This is a genomic window from Owariibacterium komagatae, from assembly GCF_045865535.1.
Taxonomy (GTDB): Bacteria; Bacillota; Clostridia; order Oscillospirales; family Ruminococcaceae; genus Ruthenibacterium; species Ruthenibacterium komagatae.
In genome coordinates, this window is record NZ_AP031406.1 from 2,619,556 (window position 1) to 2,635,820 (window position 16,265).

General features: G+C 61.4%; 15 protein-coding genes. 6 read left to right on the forward strand and 9 right to left on the reverse strand.

All coding sequences use genetic code 11. The features are described from left to right. Positions 1-95 precede the first annotated feature (95 nt). Positions 96-1,460 carry an MATE family efflux transporter gene (locus ACKTS9_RS13025; protein WP_407881292.1) on the forward strand — a complete coding sequence of 455 codons (1,365 nt, stop codon included), beginning with the start codon at positions 96-98 and terminating at the stop codon, positions 1,458-1,460. Positions 1,461-1,528: 68 nt separating this feature from the next. Here the strand turns inward: ACKTS9_RS13025 and larC are convergent, their stop codons facing one another. From larC to ACKTS9_RS13070, 9 genes are all read right to left on the reverse strand, one after another. Continuing rightward, positions 1,529-2,830 (reverse strand): nickel pincer cofactor biosynthesis protein LarC, encoded by a 1,302-nt coding sequence (larC, locus tag ACKTS9_RS13030; RefSeq protein ID WP_407881294.1) that lies wholly within the window; start codon positions 2,828-2,830, stop codon positions 1,529-1,531. Then, positions 2,827-3,585, reverse strand: a complete 759-nt coding sequence (gene larB / locus ACKTS9_RS13035; RefSeq protein ID WP_349215800.1) for a nickel pincer cofactor biosynthesis protein LarB — start codon at positions 3,583-3,585, stop codon at positions 2,827-2,829. The genes larC and larB overlap by 4 nt, the downstream gene beginning before the upstream one ends. 5 nt (positions 3,586-3,590) lie before the next feature. Further along, positions 3,591-4,352, reverse strand: a complete 762-nt coding sequence (larE, locus tag ACKTS9_RS13040) for an ATP-dependent sacrificial sulfur transferase LarE (RefSeq protein ID WP_349215799.1) — start codon at positions 4,350-4,352, stop codon at positions 3,591-3,593. A 150-nt stretch (positions 4,353-4,502) separates the two neighbouring features. Next, entirely contained in the window at positions 4,503-5,867 is a 1,365-nt protein-coding gene (locus tag ACKTS9_RS13045; protein ID WP_349215797.1) for a sensor histidine kinase, read from the reverse strand. Next, positions 5,849-6,517, reverse strand: a complete 669-nt coding sequence (locus ACKTS9_RS13050; protein ID WP_349215796.1) for a response regulator transcription factor — start codon at positions 6,515-6,517, stop codon at positions 5,849-5,851. Before ACKTS9_RS13050 ends, ACKTS9_RS13045 begins: the two co-directional genes overlap by 19 nt. 15 nt (positions 6,518-6,532) lie before the next feature. Then, on the reverse strand, positions 6,533-7,390 hold the full coding sequence (locus tag ACKTS9_RS13055) for a TraX family protein (RefSeq protein ID WP_349215795.1): 858 nt from the start codon (positions 7,388-7,390) through the stop codon (positions 6,533-6,535). A 111-nt stretch (positions 7,391-7,501) separates the two neighbouring features. Continuing rightward, the gene (locus ACKTS9_RS13060; protein WP_349215794.1) at positions 7,502-8,872 is read right to left on the reverse strand and encodes a hypothetical protein; all 1,371 of its coding nucleotides are present in this window, start codon (positions 8,870-8,872) and stop codon (positions 7,502-7,504) included. Positions 8,873-8,898: 26 nt separating this feature from the next. Next, positions 8,899-10,332 (reverse strand): hypothetical protein, encoded by a 1,434-nt coding sequence (locus tag ACKTS9_RS13065; RefSeq protein WP_349215792.1) that lies wholly within the window; start codon positions 10,330-10,332, stop codon positions 8,899-8,901. Beyond that, a complete protein-coding gene (locus tag ACKTS9_RS13070; RefSeq protein WP_349215791.1) occupies positions 10,319-11,224 on the reverse strand; it encodes a pseudouridine-5'-phosphate glycosidase in 906 nt (301 codons plus the stop codon). The genes ACKTS9_RS13065 and ACKTS9_RS13070 overlap by 14 nt, the downstream gene beginning before the upstream one ends. A 158-nt stretch (positions 11,225-11,382) precedes the next feature. Between ACKTS9_RS13070 and ACKTS9_RS13075 the strand changes: the two genes are divergently transcribed. From ACKTS9_RS13075 to ACKTS9_RS13095, 5 genes are all read left to right on the forward strand, one after another. Continuing rightward, positions 11,383-12,108, forward strand: coding sequence for a M23 family metallopeptidase (locus tag ACKTS9_RS13075; RefSeq protein WP_349215790.1), 726 nt, complete (start codon positions 11,383-11,385; stop codon positions 12,106-12,108). Positions 12,109-12,263: 155 nt separating this feature from the next. Then, positions 12,264-12,830 (forward strand): dTDP-4-dehydrorhamnose 3,5-epimerase, encoded by a 567-nt coding sequence (gene rfbC, locus ACKTS9_RS13080; protein ID WP_349215851.1) that lies wholly within the window; start codon positions 12,264-12,266, stop codon positions 12,828-12,830. Positions 12,831-12,841: 11 nt separating this feature from the next. Continuing rightward, positions 12,842-13,642 (forward strand): ABC transporter permease, encoded by an 801-nt coding sequence (locus ACKTS9_RS13085; protein ID WP_349215850.1) that lies wholly within the window; start codon positions 12,842-12,844, stop codon positions 13,640-13,642. 16 nt (positions 13,643-13,658) lie between these two features. Then, positions 13,659-14,402 carry an ABC transporter ATP-binding protein gene (locus ACKTS9_RS13090; protein ID WP_349215789.1) on the forward strand — a complete coding sequence of 248 codons (744 nt, stop codon included), beginning with the start codon at positions 13,659-13,661 and terminating at the stop codon, positions 14,400-14,402. Beyond that, the gene (locus ACKTS9_RS13095) at positions 14,399-16,258 is read left to right on the forward strand and encodes a glycosyltransferase family 2 protein (RefSeq protein WP_349215788.1); all 1,860 of its coding nucleotides are present in this window, start codon (positions 14,399-14,401) and stop codon (positions 16,256-16,258) included. The genes ACKTS9_RS13090 and ACKTS9_RS13095 overlap by 4 nt, the downstream gene beginning before the upstream one ends. Positions 16,259-16,265: the final 7 nt, after the last annotated feature.

Below are 16,265 nucleotides of genomic sequence, written 5' to 3' on the forward strand. Positions count from 1 at the left end.
AGTCAAGAGGAAGAATGCAAAAAAGGTGGTTGAAGCTGTGCGCAGATGTGATACACTGTGAGTGAGGAAAATCGATTTTTGCAGGGGGTACACGTGTGCGGAATGTAAATCTGCTGGAGGGACCCATCCTTCCGGCGTTGACGCGTCTGGCGCTGCCCATCATGGGCACTTCACTGATCCAGATGGCGTATAATCTGACGGATATGTTGTGGATCGGCCGCGTCTCGGCCGAGGCGGTGGCCGCGGTGGGCGCGGCCGGTATGTATCTGTGGGTGGCAAACGGGCTGGTGTCCATCCCGCGCATCGGCGGGCAGGTGAAAGCGGCGCACGCTCTGGGGGCGCAGAACATCCCGGAGGCGGCAGGGCTGGCCCGGGCGGCCTTTCACATGTGCGCACTGCTGGTGGCGCTGTGCACGGCGGCATACATCGCGTTCAACGGGCCGCTGATCGCCTTTTTCAAACTGAACGGCGCCCAGACCATAGCAGACGCCCGCACCTATCTGGTCATTGTGGCGGTGGGGCTGGTGTTTGCCTTTTTCTCTCAAATTTTTACCGGGCTGTTCACGGCGCTGGGCAACAGTGTGGCCATGTTCAAAGCCACAGTGGTAGGGCTGGTGTTCAACATCGTGCTGGACCCGGTGCTGATTTTTGGAGTGGGCCCTTTCCCGCGCATGGAAGTGGCGGGCGCGGCCCTGGCAACGGTGCTGGCCCAGGCGGTGGTGCTGGTGATGTTTGTGCTGATGGCCGCAAGAGACCAGCGCCTGTTCCCTCACCTGAAGCTGTTTTCTAAAAGCCGCCGGTCGGACTGGGCGGACATTGCGCGCATCGGGCTTCCGGTAGCGGTGCAGAACCTGTTCTTTTCCAGCCTTTCCATGATCATTGCCCGACTGGTGGCAGGCTGGGGCGACGCGGCTGTGGCGGTGCAGAAGGTGGGAAGCCAGGTCGAATCCATCACCTGGATGACCGCGGACGGCTTTTCCACTGCGCTGAACGCCTTTGTGGCACAGAATTACGGCGCGGGCAAGTATGACCGCATCAAGCAGGGATACCGGCGGGCGGTGGGGATCATCGGCGGCTGGGGCTTGTTTACCACTGCGGTGCTGATGGCGTTCCCCGCGTTTCTGTTCGGGCTGTTCATCCCCGATCCCCAGCTGGCGCCCATGGGGGTCAGCTATCTGCGCATTCTGGGCGTGTCTCAGATGTTCATGTGCATCGAGGGCGTTTCGGCGGCGGCATTTCAGGGCATCGGGCGGCCCATCCCCTCGTCGGTGTGCGGCATTCTGGGCAATGCGGCCCGCATTCCCATGGCCATGGCGCTCTCCGCTACGGCGCTGGCGTTGGACGGAATCTGGTGGAGCATCAGCATTTCCAGCATCGCCAAAGGGGTGGTGGTCACGGCGCTTCTGTTCTGGGTGCTGCACCGGGACCGCCGTTTTTCCGCCGTGCGAAAAACCCTGTGAAAAACAAATGTTGTCATACAGAAAAAACCCGGTGTGCCACTGGCACACCGGGTTTTTTGTTTCTCAAATCATTCTTTATCACGCAAAGCGCGCTCTGCCACGGCGCGGACCTGTTCCAGTGTGAGGCCGGTCTCCCGGGCGATGCGGGCCAGGTCTTCGTACTCCGGCTTCCGGCGTTCCACGCCGCATCCGTGAGATTTCTTGCAGCGGATGGAGCCGTGTTCGGTGTTCAGGCAGACCTCTTCCCGGTCCAGACAGGTGCGTTCGCAAATGCGTTTGCGAACACCCAGGGTGGTGGTGTGGCGCAGCATCAGCCGGGCAAACCGGTCGGAATCCGCCTCGTCGCAGATGCAGGTCAGCAAAAAGCCGGGACGGCCCTTTTTCATGAAGACCGGCGTGGTGAACGCATCCCGGGCGCCTTCCGCCAGCAGCATTTCCACTGCATACGCCAGGTCTTCGCCGGTCATGTCATCCAAATTGCACTGCAGTTCCGCCACGGTGTGGGCTTTTTGCGCGCTCTCGCCCAAAAAGGCGCGCACGCAGCTGGGGCGGGAAAAGACCCGGGTGCCCAGCCCGTACCCGATGCCGTCCACGGTCATGGCCGGCATGGCGCAGAAGCGCCGGGCAAAATGGCAGACCAGCGCTGCGCCGGTGGGGGTGCACAGTTCGCCGTCCACATCCGCCGAATAGATGGGGGCGCCCCGCAGCAGCCAGGCGGTGGCAGGCGCGGGCACCGGCAGGATGCCGTGGGCGCAGCGCACCTGGCCGCGGCCCACATGGATGGGGGATGCGGCCACGTCTTCGGCGCCCAGCATCTCCATCAGCAGGCATACGCCCACCACGTCGGCAATGGCGTCCAGCGTGCCCACTTCGTGGAAGTGGATATCCGTCACGGTGGTGCCGTGCACATGGGCCTCGGCTTCGGCAATGCTCTGATAAACGCACAGGGCATCAGCACGCACCTGCTCGCTCACAGGCAGCTGCTCCAAAATGGCGCGCACATCCTGCGGGGTGCGGTGCACATGCGGATGGTGATGGGAATGCGCGTGGGCGTGCGCCTCTCCGTGATGATGGTGTTCCTGTGCGTGTTCTGCGTGATGGTGGTGCTCGTGTTCTTCGGCACAGGCGTGGGTGTGCCCGTCCGGATGGGGCTCATCCTCTTCCGCACCGCCCACGGTGACTTTCATATGCGTGCCGGCAATGCCGCCGCTGTTGGCCGCCAAAGGCGCGATCTCCACGCCGGGCAGACCCAAGGCGCGCATGCGTGCCAGAAACTCCTGCTTCTGGCTGTCGGTGCAAAGCTCATACAGGGCAGCCATCAGCATGTCGCCGGCCACGCCCATGGAACATTCCAGATACAGCGTTTTCATGCAAGTCCCTCCATTTGATTGATGCGGCTGGCCAGGAAGCCGGCGCCGAATCCGTTGTCAATGTTGACCACGCTGACGCCGCTGGCGCAGGAATTCAGCATGGATAAAAGCGCGGAAAGCCCCCCGAAGTTGGCGCCGTATCCCACACTGGTGGGCACGGCGATCACCGGGCAGGAGACAAGGCCGCCCACCACGCTGGCCAGCGCGCCTTCCATGCCGGCCACGGCGATGACCACCCGGGCACTGGCCAGCACATCCACGTTGGCCAGAAGCCGGTGCAGACCGGCCACACCCACGTCGTACAGGCGGGTCACCCGGTTGCCCAGAGCCTCGGCTGTGCGGGCCGCCTCTTCGCACACGGGCATGTCACTGGTGCCGCCGCTGGCCACCACAATGTGGCCCCGTGCGGGCCGGTTCGGGTCCGGGTTCACGATGCCCAGCCCGGAGAGTTCGTCCCAGTCCAAAGGCGCCAGTGTGCGCACCTGCTCCGCCGCCTGGGCGGACAGATGCGTCACCAGAATATCCGTTCCGCCCCGGCGCAGCATTTCGCTGACGATCCCGCAAATCTGCTGCGGGGTCTTGCTTTTTCCGTAAATCACTTCCGCCGAGCCCTGGCGGCGCTGACGCTGCGTATCCAGTTTGGCATATCCCAAATCCACAAAAGGCTGTACCCGCAGCTGAGCCTCGGCCTGCTCGGGGGTCACTTCTCCGCTGGCCACCGCCGCCAGCAAAGCGCGTACATCGCGTTGTTCCATGCTCTTCACCTCGTTTTAAAATCAAGACACGCCCACGGAAAGGCAGCCAGCGCCGTGCCCAGCTGCCGGCGCATACCGGCTGCGCGGTCCCATTGGGACGCAGGCACCTGCAGCTTTGCGCCGCCGTCCGGTGTGATGCGCACCCGAAAATCCGTAAATCCCAGCGCCCGCACGGCGTCTTCCGCCTGCTCCACGGCGCGCAGGTCTTCCGCGCGAAGGACGGTTCCCGTCGGAATGCGGGTGGCAAGACAGGCATAAGCGGGCTTGTCCCAGGTGAACAGGCCCGCATCCTTGGAATACTGCCGCAGGGCCTGCTTGGTGATCCCGCACAGGCGAAGGGGCGAGACCACACCCAGCTCGCGCAGTGCCCGCATGCCCGGGCGGTCATCCGCGTCGTCCGAAGCGTTGGTGCCGTCCATCACCAGGTCAAAACCATCCGCGGCGGCTGCGGCGCAGATGCGGGTGAACAGTGCGTTTTTGCAGTGGTAGCAGCGGTCAGCCGGATTTTGGCGCACGGCTTCCACATCCAGGATGTCCGCGTGCAGGACCTGCAGTTCTGCGCCCAGCTGCCGGGCCAGGCGTTCCGCGTCCTGCGCTTCAAAGGCGGGCTGAAAGGCGGTCTGCACATAGTAGGCGCGCACCCGGCAGCCGCAGGCCTGGGCAGCGTAAAGCAGATAGGCGCTGTCCACGCCGCCGGAAAAAGCCAGTGCGGCCCGGGGATGCCCGGCGAAAAATTCCCGCAGCCGGGAGGGAACCGTCTGTTCCATAAAAATTCTCCTTAAAAAAGAAGAGACTTATTCCCGGGATGCAGGAATAAGCCCTTCATGAACTTCTTTGTTAAAAACGCCTTCATGACGTCTCTGAAGCACAGTATACCAGAAACCCCGGGGAAAGAAAAGCCCTTTTCCCCAAAAGATTTACAGCCGGACCGTTAAAACGGCACATGCGCCGTCCGCGTTGAAAAGTTCCAGCCCGCCCCCGTGCTCCAGCGCCACCGCCCGGGCAAACCAGAGCCCCATGCCGGTGTGTCCGCCCTGGGGGCGGCTTGCATCGCCTGTATAAAGCGACCGGCCGGCCCGCTGCAGCGCGGCGGGGGAGAACCCGGGCCCGTCATCTTCCACACAAAAGCGGATTTGCCCCTCTCCCATCTCCACGCGCAGTTTCACACAGGTTTGGGCAAAGCGGGCGGCATTGTCCAGCAGATTGGCCACTGCCCGGCACAAATCTTCTTCCCGGGCCTCAAACACCGTGTCCGGCCCCGGGCGGCAGACAAAGCGCAGCTTTCGGGCGGCACACAGTCCGCGGCCCGTCTGGGCGCACCGGTTCGTAAAAGCAGTCAGACAGACCGGCGTCCGGGGTGATGGCTCTCCGTCGGCACGGGCCAGCGCCTGCATCCGGTCCACGTATTCCAGGGCGCTTTGGGCGCTGCGCAGCACCGCTTCCACGCTGCGGCGCTGGTCAGCGGTCAGTGTGTCCTCCGCCAGCAGCTCGCCGTTTCCGGTGATGACCGTCAGGGGTGTTTTCAAATCGTGTGCCAGGCAGGCCATGTCTTCTCTGCGGCGCTGCTCCAGAACCCACTGGGCGCGCAGAGATTCGGCCAGCTGGCCCTGCATCCGGTCCATGGTGTCCAGCGCGCGGCGGAATTCCCGTACTTTGGCGGTGTTGGCGGGCAGCTCCGATGCATCGCCCGCCGCCAGTTTTGCGCCCGCGTCGGTCAAAAGCGCTGCGTCCCGGGCCACGATGCGGGCGGAGCGGCGGGTATACAAAGCCACTGCGCCCAGACACACCGCTGCCAGAGAGAGCAGATGCATGGTTTGAAAATCCGGCAGGGTGTTCTGAAGCTCCGGTGTACACCAGTGGACCGCGTAATCGTACTGAAAAAGACACACGGTCCCGTCGGCCAGGCGGACGGCGTTGTAATACTGCGTGTACCACCGCACCCGGTTGGTCAGACCTTCGCTCTCTCCGGCCAGATATTCCTGCAGGGCCCGCAGATAGCCGCCCTGGGCGTTGGTGAAAAGTACATCGTTTCCCTGAATCAGCGCGTACCGGCAGGGCGGCGGCACCAAATCGGGAGAAAAGGTGTCCGCCGTGTACTCCGTCACCCGGGACACCGCCTGGGAAAAGCTTTGGGCGCCCGCATTGGCGGGGAACAGAACCCCCATGTTGATCAGCAGTGCCAGGCCGAACAGCCACAGCAGCGCCAGAACAGCGCAGGTGCCGCCGCTGAATATCAGATAGCGCACAAGCACGCCCTTTAAGGTCAGTCCTCGCTTTTCCATTTGTAGCCGATCCCCCAGACGGTCTCGATGGGGGCAAGCCCCACGGCGCGCAGCTTGGCGCGAATGTTTTTGATGTGTTCGGTCACGGCGGCTTCGGTGCCATCGGCGTCAAAGCCGAACACCGCCTCATAGATCTGTTCTTTGGAAAAGGTCTGCCCCGGGTGCAAGGCCAGCTGTTCACAGATGGCGTATTCGCCCCGGGTCAGCTTCAGCGGGGTGCCTTCCCGGAACACCGCTTTCTGCGCCAGGTCAAAATCCAGCCCTCCCCGGCGCATCCGGGCGCGCGGCGCGCGCTGCTGGCGGCGCAGGTGTGCGTTCACCCGGGCACGCAGTTCGGCAAGGTGAAAGGGTTTGGAAAGATAGTCGTCTCCGCCCAGCCCCAGCCCCCGGATCACATCCGCCTCGCCGGTGCGGGCGGTGAGAAACAGAATCGGGCAGTCCGCCAGCTCCCGAATGCGGCGGCAAACGGCAAAGCCGTCTTCGCCGGGCATCATCACATCCAAAAGAATGCAGTCCGCCCAGGTGCAGTGGCGGGGCGTGACGTCCTCGCCCCGCGTCAGCAGGCAGACCTGATGACCGTCCCGTTCCAGCGCGCTTTTCAGCAGCTCACATAAATCGCGGTCATCGTCCACAGCCAGAATGTGCGCCACGTCCCGTTCCTCCTCTCAGCGCAGCCAGACCAGCACGGCCCAGCTCAGCGCGTACAGCAAATAGATGTGCGCCGGATAAAACACGTAGAACAACCCCTTGTGTCCGGCGCCGCGCCGCCCATTATAGCACAGCATCAAAAGTCCCGCAAACGCGCCGAACCATTCGTAATACTGGGTGAACATCTGCGCCAAAGAAAATCCGGGTTGTCCCAGCAGATCGCGCAGGGGCAGCGCAAAGAAAAACAAAAGGTCCAGGGCGGCAAAGCCGGCCACCTGAACCGCCCGGCGGGTGCGCCACAGATAGAGCCAGATGCCCATGAGGACATAGGGCAGAGAAACGTCCGGGCTCATGTTGAGAATGGGCAGAACCGTATAACAGGCAAGGCCGATCACCGTGCCCGCCCCGGGCACGGCGTTGCTGAGAAGCCCCGCCGCCACCGGCCACACAAAGGGAAATATGACCGCTGCAGCGCCAAGTACAATGCGTTTCTGGCGCAGCCAGTCGACGCCCTGCCAAATCACCATGAGAAGAACAAATTCGCTCAGAGCGGCGTTGGCGGGGTAAAAACCGTCGGGCCGGACCAGAAATCCGCCGTACATCATAAAGAACAGCAGGCCACCCATGACGGCGGCAATGAGCCAAATGCGCAGAAAGTACGTTTTGCGGCTGTGGGTGTGGGCAAAGCCCTCGGCCAGGCAGAACACAAACAGCGGTGCGGCCAGACGCCCGGCCATGCTGAACCAGTCGGGAATCTGCCCGGTGAAGGAAAAGAAGTAGTGAATGTGGTCCAGCACCATAGCGGCCAGAGCCAGCGTTTTCAGCCCCGTGCCCGTGAGGGACAGGGGCGCTGTGCGTATGCGTTGGTTTTCCATAAGACTCATGCTCCTTTTTGCTTGATGAGCCCAGCATACGCCCCGATTCTAAGGATTTTATAAGGAAAAAATCCGGCGCGCGGAAAAATCCGCGCGCCGGATCGTGTTGATTCAGCCGTCCAAAGCCGCCGTGGAGTTGGCAGCGTAGTTTTCGTCGGTGCAACCGACCAGCCGGTTCAGTTTCCACTGGCCGTCCAGGAAGATGAACTCGCAGCTCTTCTTCTCGGCGGCGGACAGGGTTTCGTGCGTCTCCTTACCGGTATAATTGTAGGAGAAAGTGGCGTTGCAGCGGAAGCCCGGCGCCTCGCCGATCAGCAGGGTGGAAACCGAGGATTCTTCGCTCACCGCGTCGGTAAATTCATAGATGTTGGCGGTTTTGTCTGCCGCGGAGATGCCGGCGGACTGCTCGGCAAACAGCGTTTCGGATACAAGCGCCTGGAATTTGGAAGCATCCTGCTGGTTCACCGCATCCAGATAGGCCGAGTAATAGGTGCGCAGCAGCGCGTCCACGCCGGCTTTGTCCGGCACACCGCCGGTGGTGGTCACTTCGCCGAAGGTCAGCGCGGTGACGCTCTGGTCGGTGAACTGCACAACGCCGGTGGTCACGGCCCCATGGGGAGCAGTGTAAGTGAAGCGGATGGTGCTGCCCACCGCAATTTGCGGAATGGTGACGGTGCCGCCCACGGGTTTGGCAGCGATGGCCTGGTCGTTGACCAGAATGGTGGCCTCATCGCTGGTGCAGCCGGACACGGTGATGTCGGACAGCGGCAGTGCGCCGTTGAAAACCGTGGGCTCGCTGGTCTGGAACAGATCCAGTTCCGTGGCGGTGCCGGTCACGGTCTGGCCGGTGGAAGAAGCGGCAGTCACAAGGCAGGTGTACCGGCCGGGGAACAGGTTTTTATACAGCACGCCGCCGGAAACGACCTCGCCTGTGCAGGCGGTGTCGTTCAGGGTCAGAAGAGGGTTGGCTGCGCTGGTGGACAGCATCAGCTGCACGCTCTGCACTGCCAGACGGTATTCGGAATAACCCAGAAATACCCGGTCTTCTTCCACGCTCAAAGCGGGGTAGGCGGAACCCGTCAAAGTGGGATCGCTGATCTGTGCCTCCAGCTGCTGCGTCAGCGCGGCCCGGGCTTCTTCGGTGGAAAAGGCCCGGCATAGCGCCGCCAGATTTTCTTCAGACACAGCGATGTCTTTTCCGGCCACAAGCCCGGTCAGCGCTTTGGTGTCGCCGGCAGCCAGCGCCTGCGTCAACTGATCGGTAAACTGCACCGGGTCGTATTTGCGGGAAAACACCACAGAAAGGCTGACCAGCACGATCAGCACCACTGCCAGTACCGCTGCCACCAGCGCCATCCGCCGGATGGTGCGCACGCCGGCACGGCCGGCTTTGGCGTCACTGCGCTCCATGGCCGCACAGGCCGGGCACAGCATGGAAGAGTCGTCTTCCAGCGGTTTGCCACAGTTTTTGCATCGATTCATAAAAGCACACCTGCCTTATTGAAGTCTCAAAGAAAGCATTTCGCCCATTGGAAGGCCACCGGCGCCACCAGCAGCGCGGCAAATACACACGCGCCGGTCCACAGCCCGGCCCGGGCGCTGGGGGCAAAGTGTCCGCCGTGCGTCAGCCGGTCCCCGAACGTGCCCCCGGCACAGGGGTACAGAAAGATCGCTGCCGCCGCAATAGGCGCGGCAAACAGCACCGGCGCAAGCTGATTCACATAGGGCAGAAGCCCGAAGTAGAAGGTCAGATTCTGATGGGGAATGCCCGAGGCGTTCAGCCCCAGCGCCAGATGCACAAGGCCGTAGTCCATCATGCCCACCTCAAGCTGGCCGGGGAAGGTCTGGTAGCACAGCAAAAGCGCGCCCGCACAGCAGATGGCATTCATGGCATACCAGGGGGTGCGGTTTTGAGCGGTGGACACACTGAGAATGGCGAAGGGCACCAGCAGCACCAGCCATTGCGGGTGCCACAGCACGCAGGAGAACAGCAGGCCGAACACGGCCATGCACAGATACACGGCCATGCGCCGCAGCCGGGCTGTGTCCGGCGCGCGCCAGAAAAAGCTGAACACCAGCACCAGCGCGTACCCCAAAAAGAACAGGGGAACATCCCCGTGGGCGCCGGGCACTGTGTCAGTGAACAGACGCTCGATCATCAGCTCGTTGAAAAAGCCCATGTCGCCGTCCCGCCCGGCGTACAGCAGGCCGGTGGGCACGGTCAGCCACAGGCTCAGCACGCCGTAGCCCAGCAGGCGGGAAATCCGCTTTTCCCGCAACAGCAGCAGCGGCAAAAACACCAGCAGCGCAAAAAATTTGCACGCCATGGCCACGCCGATCAGAACCGTGAAGGCGGGCAGGCGGCCGTCAAAATACAGGCACAGCGCCCACAGCAGGAAAAACAGGCAAAGGCTGTCGTACTGCCCCATGCAGAACACGCCCACCAGCGTCAGCGGCGACAGAAGAAAGGCCAGCGACGCGTATCCGGCGCGCCCTGCGGGCACTTCCAGGCGAAGCGCCAGGCGCCGCACCATCCACGCGCATCCCAGCGCCGTCAGGCAGGCCAGCAGCTTGGCCCAGTACAGCAAAAACGTGTTGGCTGCCCCGGCCGCGGCGTTCAGGGAAAACAAATGGTAGATGCCGTATACAGGCAGAAGCCATACGCCGAAGGCCAGATACAAAAACACGTTGTAGTGCGCGCCGTTCACATAGTAAAAATCGTTCTGATGGGCCAGTACATTGTCGTAAAACTCCAGCATACGGCCGGAGAACACGTGGTCCAGAAACAGCCAGGAATGATTGGCTGTTTCTACAATATCGGGATGATTGAAAAAAAGATAGCAAAAAACCACGACGGCTCCGCCAAGCAGGATTTCCCAGCGGGCGGGCGCGTCCGCTTTCCAGAACAGGGAAAGACGTTTTCGAATGTCAAAGCTGTGCATATTTCACCGCGATTTCCGCCCCGGCCCGCGCACTGGCGAGCACCGCCTTTTCATAGGCGCCGCGTGCGGCCTCGGAGCTTTGAAGAATCTTTTGCAGCAGAAAGGGTGTGCGCGCGCCGCCGCGGACACCCAGGCGGTCGGCCTCGTCCATGGCCCGGCGCTGGGCCTGCTCATACGCTTGCGGCTCCAGTCGCGCCGCACCGTCCGGCCGGGCGCAGTACAGAAGACCGCCGGACAGCCCCACATCCCATTTGATGCGTGCGGTCCGCGCCAGCTGCAGGGCGCTTTGCGGCGGGTTTTCCAGCGCCGGTCCGTCCTGGGTGAGAAAACCCGGAAACCGGTCCGTGCCGCAGCCCAGCACCGTCACACCCATGGTCTCCAGATATTCCAGCGTCAAAAGCGGGCTGCAACCGCATTTCACGCCGGCGCACACCACCGCCACGGGGGTCTTGCACACTTCCTGCAAATCGGCGCTCACGTCCATGCGGTCGCTTTGGGCGGCCACGCCGCCGATGGCCCCCGCGCTGAACACCCGGATGCCGGCCAGACAGGCCGCGATGATGCTGGCCGCCGCTGTGGCCGCGCCGCTGCCGCCGTTTGCCAGCAGAACCGGCAGGTCCCGCCGGGACGCCTTGCCCGTCTCGCCGGAGCACACGCGCCGCCATTCGCTTTCCGAAAGCCCCACGGTCAAAGCGCCGCCCAGCACCGCCACCGGGGCGGGTACCGCACCCTGCGCACGCACTTCGATTTCCGTTCGGCGTGCCAAGGCCAGCCCTTCTTCTGCGGGAAGGCAGCGGGCGAAATCCGTGGTGGGCAGCGCCAGCACCGGCTGCCCCGTGCTCAGGGCGTGCTCCACCTGGGGCGAGATGTGAAGATAAGGGCGCAGGTCCATACTAACCTCCCCCGGCTCTGGCCGGACAAAATTCAGACAATATCAGCTTCAGTATACTTTCTTTGACCTCAAAAGGCAAGCGGTGTGAATATTCCCGGCGGCGGTGGCCAGACTAGTAGTATCAAATGCGCCGGGCGCGCCCGGCAGGGAGGAAAGATATGAGCAGAAATACAAAAAGCCAGCGCTTCTGGCAGGGCAAGGGCTTTTACCTGGCGCTCGCGCTTGTGGTTGCGGGCGCGGCACTGACCAGCTTCCTTGCCATCAACGGCATGGTGGAGCAGCTGGGATCCAACAGTACGTCACAGCACATCGACGGGGAGGAAGACATATGGATGGCAGATCAAGGCGCAGAGGTGGACCAAAAGCAGGAGAACGTACCCATCGAATCCTCCTCGTCATCACAGCCGCAGAGTGCGTCTTCCTCGCAGCCGGAGCCTTCCGCTTCATCCGCGGCGCCAAGCGCGTCCACGACGCAGCCGGCTGTGCAAGAGCCTTCGTTTACGCAGCCTCTGGATGGCAAGCGCTTGCAGGGCTTCAGCGGTGACGAGCTGGTCTACAACGAAACCATGCAGGACTGGCGCACACACAACGGTCTGGACATCCGCGGCAGCATGAACATGGGGGTGCAGGCCCCTGCCAACGGCACCGTCACCGCGGTTTATGAAGATCCTCAGTGGGGCGGTGTTGTGGAGATAGAATGTCAGGACGTCATGGTGCGCCTGTGCGGACTGGACCGCATCAAATGCAAGGCGGGCGACACGGTGGAGATGGGCAAGACCATCGCACTGCTGGGCGATATTCCGGCCGAGAGCGGCATGGAGTCCCATCTGCATGTGGAGTTCACAAAAGACGGAAAACTGGTGGACCCCGAAAATTATTTCTAAAACGATTCCTCAGAGCCTCCTTTCCCAAAGGAGGCTCTTTTTGCCGGAAATTTTCACAGATGCAAACCGCACGGGCCGGCCGGTTCTCCTTGAAAAAAGAGGGCCGTCATGCTATTATGATACAGTATCTAAATTGGAAGGAAGGACGGTCCCATATGGGCAAATTTCATTTCGTTCCCACGGAAATAGAGGGCGTTTTTATCATCGAGCCCAGCGTGTTCGGCGACGCGCGCGGTTATTTTATGGAAACGTATCAGCAGGAAGAGTTCGCAGCGGCAGGAATTCCCGGCCCCTTTGTGCAGGACAACCAGTCCAAGAGCACCAAGGGCGTGCTGCGCGGTCTGCATTTTCAGAAAGAGCACACCCAGGGCAAACTGGTGCGTGTGGTGTCGGGCGAGGTGTTCGACGTAGCGGTGGACTGCCGCCCCAAATCCAAGACGTTCGGAAAATGGGTGGGCGTGGTCCTGTCCGCGGAAAACAAAAAACAGTTTTATATTCCGCAGGGCTTTGCCCACGGGTTCCTGGTCCTTTCGGACGAGGCGGAATTCACCTATAAGTGCACGGATTATTATGACCCCACCAGTGAGGGCGGCATCCGCTGGGATGACCCGGACATCGGCATTCAGTGGCCCGCAGTGGACTGCGAGGTGAAGCTGTCCGCCAAGGACGGTCTGCACAAGGGCTTTCGCGAGCAGACCTTCGACTATTTTGAAAGGTGGTAACCCGATTGTCCATGTTAAAAGCTTACTGCAAAGACTTTTGGCGCTATCGCTTTCTCTTGCAGAACCTCATCGGCCGGGACTTCAAGCTCAAATACCGCCGCAGCGTGCTGGGCGTTTTGTGGAGCGTTCTGAATCCGCTTTTGATGAACGTGGTCATGGTGGCGGTTTTCTCCAGTATTCTGGATATGCGCGGAGCCGGCATCGAAAACTTTTCCGTCTATCTGATCATCGGTCAGCTGTTGTTCAGCTTTTTCAGCGAAGCCACGTCTTCCTGCATGTCCAGCATGCTGGCAGCGGCGCCGCTGATTAAAAAAGTGTACATTCCCAAATACATCTTCCCGCTGGAAAAGGCGGGCTTCGCGCTGGTGAACTGCCTGTTCAGCTTCATCGCGCTGATCATCGTCATGATCTTTACGGGTGCGCCGCTGCATCCCACGGCGATCCTGGCGGTCTATCCGTTGCTGACGCTGTTTGTGTTCAGCCTGGGCATCGGCCTGATTTTGGCGGCGGCCACGGTGTTTTTCCGTGACATCATGCATCTGTGGGGCGTGTTCATCACGGCGCTGATGTATTTTTCCGCCATCTTTTACGACCCGTTCACCATGGGCGGGTCCGGCGGCGCCATCCTGCAACGCTTCATTGGTTACAACCCCATGTACTGGTATATCACGGCCTTCCGCGCCGCCGTGCTGGACGGCGAGCTGCTCAGCTGGAACATGATCTGGGTGTGCGGCCTGTGCGCCATTCTGGCGCTGGCGGCGGGCCTGTTTGTGTTCCGCAAAGAGCAGGACAAGTTTGTTCTGCATATTTAAAGGAGGCGTTTTGTTAATGAATATGATCGAAGTGAAAAACGTCTCCATGCGCTTCAACATGGCCAAGGAAAAGCACGAGAGCCTGAAGGAGTATTTCCTGGCCGCCGTGCAGGGCAGGCTGCAGTTTGAGGAGTTTTACGCCCTGCGGGACGTGTCTTTTAACGTGGAAAAAGGCGATTTTTACGGCCTGATCGGGTTGAACGGATCGGGCAAATCCACTCTTTTGAAAATCATTTCCGGCGTGTTCAAACCCTCTTCCGGCTCCACAGTGGTGCACGGGACCATCGCTCCGCTGATCGAGCTGGGCGCCGGTTTTGACATGGACCTGACCGCCCGCGAGAACATTTACCTCAACGGCACCGTGCTGGGCATGACGCCCAAATACATCGACTCCAAGTTCGACGAGATCGTGGAGTTCAGCGAGCTGCAGGATTTTCTGGATGTGCCTTTGAAAAACTATTCCTCCGGTATGGTCAGCCGCATTGCGTTTGCCATCGCCACGGTGACAAAACCCGACGTGCTGATCGCGGACGAGATTTTGTCGGTGGGCGACTTTCTGTTCCAGGAAAAATGCGAAAAGCGCATGCGCGAATTGATGAGCGGCGGAACCACGGTCATTCTGGTCAGCCATTCCATCGAGCAGATCGAGCGCATGTGCAACAAGGTGACCTGGCTGGAGAAGGGGCGTGTCCGCATGACCGGCGACATGCGCACGGTGTGCGACGCCTACAAGGCTCTGGATCAGGGAGGTGCCACATGAGCGGTCCCGTAAAGGACCCCGCCGAGCGCGACTCGGTGGGCAAGGCGCTGCGCCGCACGGCCAATCCGTCGCATTTTTCCAGCCTGGTGCGGCGCGGAAAACAGTGCTACCGTGAGCGCGGGGCCGAGGCGCTGGGCAGGGAGATCTCCTACCGGGTGGATCTGATGACCAAAGGGGAGAGCTGGCGTTTTCGCGCGGATATTCCCCTGAAGCGGGAACTGCGGGAACAGCAGAAGGCGATTTTTCCGCAGATGCCGCGCATCAGCGTGGTGGTGCCGCTGTACAATACGCCCGAACGCTTTTTCCGGGAGATGGTGGACAGCGTGCGCGCACAGAGCTACCAGAACTGGGAACTGGTGCTGGTGGACGCATCGGATGCGCCCAAGACCCGCCTGGGAAAATTGGTGGCAAAGTATAAGGACGGCCGCATCAATTATTGCCGTCTGGCCAAAAACGAGGGCATTTCCGGCAACACCAACGTAGGCCTGGCTGAGGCCAACGGCGAGTACATCGCGCTGCTGGACCACGACGACGTGCTCAGCCCCAACGCGCTGTATGAGGTGGTGCGTGTCATCAACGAGACGGGCGCCGATTTTGTCTATTCGGATGAGATCGTGCTGGACGCGTCCATGAAAAAGCTGGGCGAGTATCACTTTAAACCGGACTATTCCCCCGATACGCTGCGGGGCTGCAACTACATCACCCATTTGTCCGTGTTCAGCCGTGCGCTGCTGGAGAAAGCCGGCGGCGGAGAGCGGTCCGAGTTCGACGGCGCGCAGGATTACGATTTGATTCTGCGCCTGACGGAGCAGGCCGCCCGGGTGGAGCACATCCCCAAAGTGCTGTATTACTGGCGGGGCCATGCAGGCTCCACCTCCAGCGATATGTCCGCCAAACCCTATGCGGTGGCCGCCGGCGCCGGCGCTGTGCAGGCGCAGCTGGACCGTTTGGGCATGGCGGGCCGCGTCACGCCCATTGAAGGCTGCCCCGGTGCTTATCGCACCGAGTATGCGGTCAATGCGTCGGCGCGGGTGTCGGTGCTGATCCCCAACAAGGATCATGTGGAAGATTTGAAGCGCTGTCTGGCGGCGCTGTACAAAAACGCGGGCTGGCAGGACCTGGAGGTCATTGTCATCGAAAACAATTCCACCGATCCGGCCACCATGGAGTTCTACAAAGGGGCCGCGCGGCTTCCGGGCCTTCGCTTTTTGCAGTACAACGGCCCGTTCAACTTCTCGGCGATCAACAATGCAGGCGCGCAGTTTGCCACCGGCGACTATCTGCTGCTGCTGAACAACGACGTGGAGATGGAAACGCCGGGCTTTGTGCGGGAGATGCTCAGCTATGCCCAGCGGCCGGATGTGGGCGCGGTGGGCGCCAAGCTGTTCTATCCCGACGGAACCATCCAGCATGCGGGAGTGTTCATCGGTCTGGGGGGCAGCGCGGGCCACAACCACAAGGGCCATCCACGGGATTCTGCGGGCGACATGTACCGGCTGGCCACCACGCAGAACTTCTGCGCGGTCACCGGCGCGTGTCTGATGGTGAAAAAAAGCCTGTATCAGGCCGTGGGAGGCCTGGATGAGGCCAACTTTGCCGTGGCCTACAACGACGTGGACTTCTGCCTGAAGCTGCGGGCCAAGGGGTATCTGAATGTGATGACGCCCTTTGCGGCTGCCGTTCACCACGAGTCCAAGAGCCGCGGGGACGACACCCATTGCGGCGGAGAGCGCCAGGCCCGCTATGAGGCGGAAAAGGCGCGCTTTGTGCAGAAATACGCGGCGCTGATGGAGCGGGGCGATCCTTACTACAATCCTCACTTCACACTGCTTTATGAAAATTACGGTTACAAATGATCAAAAC